This is a genomic window from Rhizobium sp. P2_G9 (genome assembly GCF_056403475.1).
Window position 1 is genome coordinate 1 of sequence record NZ_JBFUFK010000103.1, and the last position, 5,982, is coordinate 5,982.

The 5,982-nt window shown below is 53.1% G+C and carries 4 protein-coding genes and 2 pseudogenes; all 6 read right to left on the reverse strand.

Annotated elements, in window-relative coordinates; genetic code table 11:
• Positions 1-92: 92 nt before the first annotated feature.
• Positions 93-971, reverse strand: a complete 879-nt coding sequence (locus AC1DYF_RS39785) for a P-loop NTPase family protein (RefSeq protein WP_477884401.1) — start codon at positions 969-971, stop codon at positions 93-95.
• Positions 972-1,099: 128 nt separating this feature from the next.
• A pseudogene (locus AC1DYF_RS39790) lies at positions 1,100-1,231 on the reverse strand (IS5/IS1182 family transposase); the annotation flags it as partial.
• Between the two features lie 82 nt (positions 1,232-1,313).
• Positions 1,314-3,932: a hypothetical protein gene (locus AC1DYF_RS39795; protein ID WP_477884403.1), complete on the reverse strand. Its 2,619-nt coding sequence runs from the start codon at positions 3,930-3,932 to the stop codon at positions 1,314-1,316.
• Positions 3,923-4,987, reverse strand: a complete 1,065-nt coding sequence (locus AC1DYF_RS39800; protein ID WP_477884405.1) for a trypsin-like peptidase domain-containing protein — start codon at positions 4,985-4,987, stop codon at positions 3,923-3,925. Before AC1DYF_RS39800 ends, AC1DYF_RS39795 begins: the two co-directional genes overlap by 10 nt.
• Positions 4,987-5,340 (reverse strand): CU044_2847 family protein, encoded by a 354-nt coding sequence (locus AC1DYF_RS39805; RefSeq protein WP_477884406.1) that lies wholly within the window; start codon positions 5,338-5,340, stop codon positions 4,987-4,989. Before AC1DYF_RS39805 ends, AC1DYF_RS39800 begins: the two co-directional genes overlap by 1 nt.
• A gap of 411 nt (positions 5,341-5,751) precedes the next feature.
• Positions 5,752-5,982: pseudogene (locus AC1DYF_RS39810) on the reverse strand (ectoine/hydroxyectoine ABC transporter ATP-binding protein EhuA); the annotation flags it as partial.

Here is a 5,982-nt window from a genome sequence, read left to right on the forward strand (position 1 = left end):
GATTGGTTCAACAATCGACGAGATTGGTTCAACAATCGACGACTTCTGGAGCCCATCGGCAATATTCCACCAGCTGAAGCCGAAGAACGATACTACGCCATGCTGGACGAACCAGCCGTGGCCGCATAACTTAAACCAAACGGTCTCCGGCAAAGCCGGGGCGGTTCAGATATCACTCTTGCGGGAAACGTCCGATCAAGCGACTGAGAAAGCGCCGCATAACGGTTCATTTCTCTTGAGATGATATCTTTCAGAGTACTCGCTTTCCTAGAGATTGCGAATTGAGTTCTCTTTCCCTCCCGCAGCCCAATCCCAGAACGGCTCTCCTCTTGTTCATTGAGAATGATAAGGCGCTGAGTTTCAATTAGCTTGCAATTGATTTGTTTAAGGACGTTGGAAAGATATTCTGGCTGTTGAGATGTAACTTTACGCAAAATCGATTGAGGAATTTCATGGGCGTAGGTTTCCAATATCTCACTAAACGTGAGAACTTCGGCCGACCTACGATCAAGCCAGGTTGTTTTACTGTTTCTAACTAAATATGGGAGATACTGATCGATAACAGAACCGGGAAAATTTTTCCTTTGGTGTGGCCTCCAGAGGCCGAAGCGGCGCCCAGAGCCATCAAATACTTCGATCTGCAGCGATGTTATCAATGTATCATCTTCATCCAATTCAAGTTGAGCTTGAGGTTTGGACGCCTGAATGACCGTTCCATCGTTAAATCGAAATATCACACGTCGAAAATCCGTTCTTTCGAACTGCAACCAGTCGTTATTGAAAAGAGCGTTTATTAGCCTCAGACAAAGTGTCTTTCCGCTTCCGTTTGGAGCGATAATCGCAGTGACGTGGCGCTTGATATCCAGCGGAATGCTGTAGTTGAACTCGCGATAAAGGCCTTCAACTTCAAAACTGGTAAGGCGAAGTCGCCCGGATTGGATACTTTCCCTACTATCATTTTTGTCGACCATTTCCCCCCAATTTGACCGGCTACCGTTAAAGCCGCGGCAGGCCTTACGCAATCTAAAGATGCATAACCGTTTGCAGCCCGCGATCCACGATACAAGTGTTCCGCGTCAAGATCAATTTGACGGTCTACTCATAACGCGTTGACCCAGATGCGGATAGCAATGATTTTGGCAGCGGCGAGGAAGTTGGCCGGGTTCTTGTCGTAACGGGTTGCGATGATTCCACATTGTTTGAGCTTATTGAAGAAGCGTTCGACGAGATTTCATTGTCGATAGACTAGTATTAGATCACGTGTGCTCAGGCACAATGCCAAAGCCGGTTCCGCTGCATTCCATAAGGCCGCCCTATCGAGCGCCCCGTGTAACAATCCTTCCGGGCGTGCAGAACTGAATCAGCGCCTCTTTGGAAGATACGAGCCAGGTTGGAATCTTTCGCCGAGCGTCATCCAGGCTTTTGGCGGCTTCCGTTGCCCGAACACGATTCACCTTGATCGTGTCGTATGCGCCATCCAGTCCTTTATTGATCTCCCCGAGCTGGCTATCGGTTGCCGTTACCAGATTCTTACCCACAGCGTCAGCCGACAACGGAGGACGATCTAAACTTGCAATGAGGCTGTCCATGTTGTCCGCAATCTCATCGCCAGATGTTCGCAGCTGATATATTGCGTCCTGCAGGTCCTGATTTGCCGCTGCAAGAGCAGTGGCATCCTTCTCGGAAACGAATGCGCCCAGCACGCCCGACTCTGTGGGATCGGGAACCAACAATTCCTCCGTTTGGCCACGAAGCATATCCATCATTGCAGAGCTTCGATCGGAATTATCTACTTGAGAAGCTGTAACTCTATCGATGGCGACTTGCAGCCTAGCGCGATCCTGCAGCACCTCTGAGATCGCAAGGAGGCGCCGCGTGGCAGCCTCCGGGGCACCATTCGAACGTAATATCTCCAACACTTTTTTTGTATTGCATCGAACCAAGTTCAGATCCTCGAAGCCTTTTTCATTCTTGGAATAGGCCTGGAGGTCACATTTAGCGTTCAAATCAACGAGAAGCTTCGGTTCGAGCCGGATTGGCTCATCGGGCTTTGCGATATCGGCGTTGTAGCCTTTTGCCCAACGTTCTATTGCAAAGACTTCAGCAAAGGAATTTAGTCGCTCAATTTCGGGATATGCAATCATCAACGCCGGCAGTGCGAGGCGGAACTCCTTGGCAATCTCCAGCGATTCCGAATCCTCTGAGTCCCCTGGTTGGGGATTAGAAATAATCGATTGGAAATCCAGGAAACCCGTTTCCCGCAAAAGAGCGGGGTAGTCGCCATCGTCCGCTCTCTCAACCTCTAGCAGTCCTTCGTGATAGACGATTTTCAGCGGTGCGTCGATGATCTTGTAGAAGCCTTTTTTGGCAGTACGCCATTTTTCCGCACTCGAAAGAGCCGTGTCCGTAGCGCCGACTCTCTTCAAGGCCTCGATAATCCGTTCAACCGGCAGTTTGTAACCGATGGCGTCTGCTATGATGGCTGAACGACCCAAGTCAAAGCCAAGTAGTGCCGGGTGGACGACCATACTACTGTCGGGTGGAAACACGTGCGCCACGCTCGCCAAGCCGACGCCTTCTCCCATAGATAGATCTAAGGGAGCAAAAGCGCTGTCTCGTCCGTTTAGAATTTCCCAGGCAGCAAAAGCGTCCTCTGTCCGCATCCGGCGTGTCGACACAACGACATTGTCAGACAGTATCACGTCAAAGTGCCCCCAACCGTTCGCTGCGTTCGTGGCCGTGTTTTCTTTCACCCATATCAGCTGCTTGGGGTAGCGAGTGTCAGTGGAATTGACGGTATTACCGAACACCACTCCACCAAAGCCTTCGCCTGAGATCCGCATTGTTTCGAAAGTGAATTTGGGGATGTCAATATCTCCCATCGACGACACGTTCGCATCACCCGGACTTTTAGCAACGGATTCTTGAATGTCTTCGAACGCACGGAAATTCGCATCGCTGTCGCTGGGCGACAAAGACGGGAAGAGAAGATTGTCGTCGGGCTTCTTGGCGAGTGAGGCTATGTCCTTGGCGAGATCGTCACCGGCATGCGCAGCTTTGACGGCCTCCTCAACTAGGGTCGCCAATCGCCTCTCGTCGTCCTGCGACAGGACTTCCGGCTGGGCTACCTGGACAGGCGCCGGCTGAAAAATCCCTTGAATATCCTCCCGCTTAATGTGCAATGCGTCAAGCAGTTCGTTCAGCTTCGATTCATAGCCGACAGCATGCGTACTTTCGGCAATATCCTGGATCAGCCGAGTCAGCCGCTCTATCTCCTCCGGTGGATGATCTCCTTCTTGGATCGCGCGTATCAACGCCACCACACGGTCGTCTGACGAACGAAGTATCTGGTAGGCCTTTTCAGATGAGTTGCCGCAGCATCGACCCATTGCCCCATGCATGCCACCGGGAACGCGATCGACGTATTTTTCCATGATCAAGATAGCCTCGCGCACGTTCGCATCGACCGGTTGCGGCGCTTTCAGATCGAGCTGGTACTCGAACTTCATCTGCCCGACCGTGGATGCAGGGCTCGAGCTGGCCAGATAGTTTGTCAGAGTCTGCTCGCTCAGAATTGCTGCCGCATGATCCTGTGCGATGACATCACGCGCTGCCCGAAGGAACTGTTTTCCTGTGTCCGGACCACTTTTGGCGACGACGGCGATATAGGCCGTTTCGATCTTTCGAAGGGCAGGCCATTTGGAAAAGCCCGGAATTGTCTCGGCGACCGGATCAAACCCTAAACTCGCCAGCACACTATCGACGCGATCGGGTATCGAGGCGAGCGATCGGCTGACCGCTGCAACGGCCTGCCTTTCCTGGTCCGAAAGCTTGGTGTCGGCGCCCGCGGTACCCAGCAATGCCAGAATTATAAGCAATGACAAAGCGGAAGTGCGCACCGCCTTGAATAGGAAAGACTGCATCATTTCCATCTTTCAAGCTCCAGAAAAAGCTCAACGATCATCTGTCGTGCGCCGTTGACGACAGGTTGCGGCGCGGTGAGCAAGATCGCGCCCACCATACGGGGACCCAAGGGACAAGCCTGATCGAAAACATCGCTCCAATAGTGCAGCATTCCAACTACTCGTGACTCCCCCAACGCAGCCGGATCAACCACGTAGGCATGCCTATTCGGCGGGACTTGCGGCAACATCGCCTTCAGAACCAGTGAAGAAGCCTCCGCAACAACACCTGGTCCTGTTATTGCGTTGCTCGATTGGGCAAATGCTTGAACAACGGGATTCCTGATTAGGGATCTGTTGACACCCGGCCCCCTCGGGAGCAGCCGGACCATGGCGACGAAGAGTGCCACATCTCCAGAGGCAATGGCGTCGGCGAAGTCCGTTGCCGCGGCATATGATGTCTGAAGGACGTTGGTTGTGACCTCGCTATAGAAGGAGCTGATCAATCCAATCGGAGTCAGCAGACCGGACATCTGCAATTGTCCTTTGGTGACCATCCCGATGACGCAGCCGGTGTCCAAATTCCAGGCGGCTCCGCCCGAGCAGCCCTCTCGCAATGCCAAGTCCGGATGATTGGCGGTGACCTGGATCAGAGGACCCGGTATCGGCCCGAATACATTGCCGTCGACATAGGCGCCGTCCGGCAATCCAGCACGAACGCCGTAGGACAAGATTCGGTTGCCGACGTCATACTTGGCGTTGATTGAAATGGGGCTGGTATTGGTAGGCGCCGCTACGTCGAGGCGAAGGATTGCGACATCTTCGGGGGATAAGCCACCCATTTCTCGCCAGCCCACCACGGTCGCGACCCGGTGCTCCCGCGAGGTGCTGCTTGCGCAAGCGGGAAAGTCGGCGTCTACTGTCTTCCCCATGATTTCGCTGGAATTGGCGCTTCGCAATCCGAGGGCGATCAGTACGACATGGGCACAAGTTACGATGTGCATGTCGTCTATTCTGAAGCCGACGCCAACCGGCACTTTTGCAGTGCTGTGCCAGATTCGAACGGCGGATGCGATGTGCTCCATCAGCCTTCCGCCTTTTCCGCTTCCCAGGTCAGTTTGACTTGAAAATTGGCTTCCCCATTCGCTTTCGCCACGATGAAGCCGAGTTGAGTGCTCAGCTTTAGGCCGAATGTCAGTTCGCAACTTTTCGGCTGGCTTGGAATGGACTTCAGCGCCTCAATTAAGTCGTTCGCCGCAGTTTTTACCACTGCCAGCGCGGCATCGAAGTCGACTCCCCCGGCTACATTTTCGATTCCGATCGGGTATTGYCCGGCTTGTGACCGAACTGGATACTGTCCGGAAAACATTGGAGCGTCCTGCTCGAAGTAAAGATGTTTGCCGTCGTTCAGCCCCAGCATCTGCGTGTTGGTGGTCATAGCCCCTCTCTTTCGCGAAACAGTAGTCGAAGAATTTTGACACGACCTATCGGAGGAGACGATAGCTCTCCTCGAAAGGCCAGATATTGTGCGAGTACGGATGCGGACAAAGCGTCCGATACCCTAACGCATCGGCTAACCTCTACTACTAGTCGGCATGGAAATTATTCCAACAGCTGCAATAAAAATTTATACAACTGTTTTGTCCGATATACTAGTCATTGAATCGAAAACACACTTTTTTATTTTCAGCAATGTGTGCGGACTTGTTGTTGACATTTGAGTTTGACCCTCAGCGCAAGGACATCGAGAGGATCAATGTGCTCTATGTCGGTGCCGGCCGGAAAATCGCCCTAAACCCAGAAGACATCTTGCAGTCAAAAATTGTAGAATAGTTTATCACGCCACCCACTAAAGCACCCGCGACAGGAATTCGCGCGTACGCGCCGATTGCGGATTGGCGATCATGGCGCGGGGCTCGCCGCGTTCGACGATCACGCCCTGGTCCATGAAGATCAGTTGATCACCGATCTCGCGGGCAAAGCCGATCTCGTGGGTGACGACGACCATGGTCATGCCGCTTTCGGCCAGATCGCGCATGACGCTCAGCACCTCGCCGACCAGTTCCGGGTCGAGCGCCGA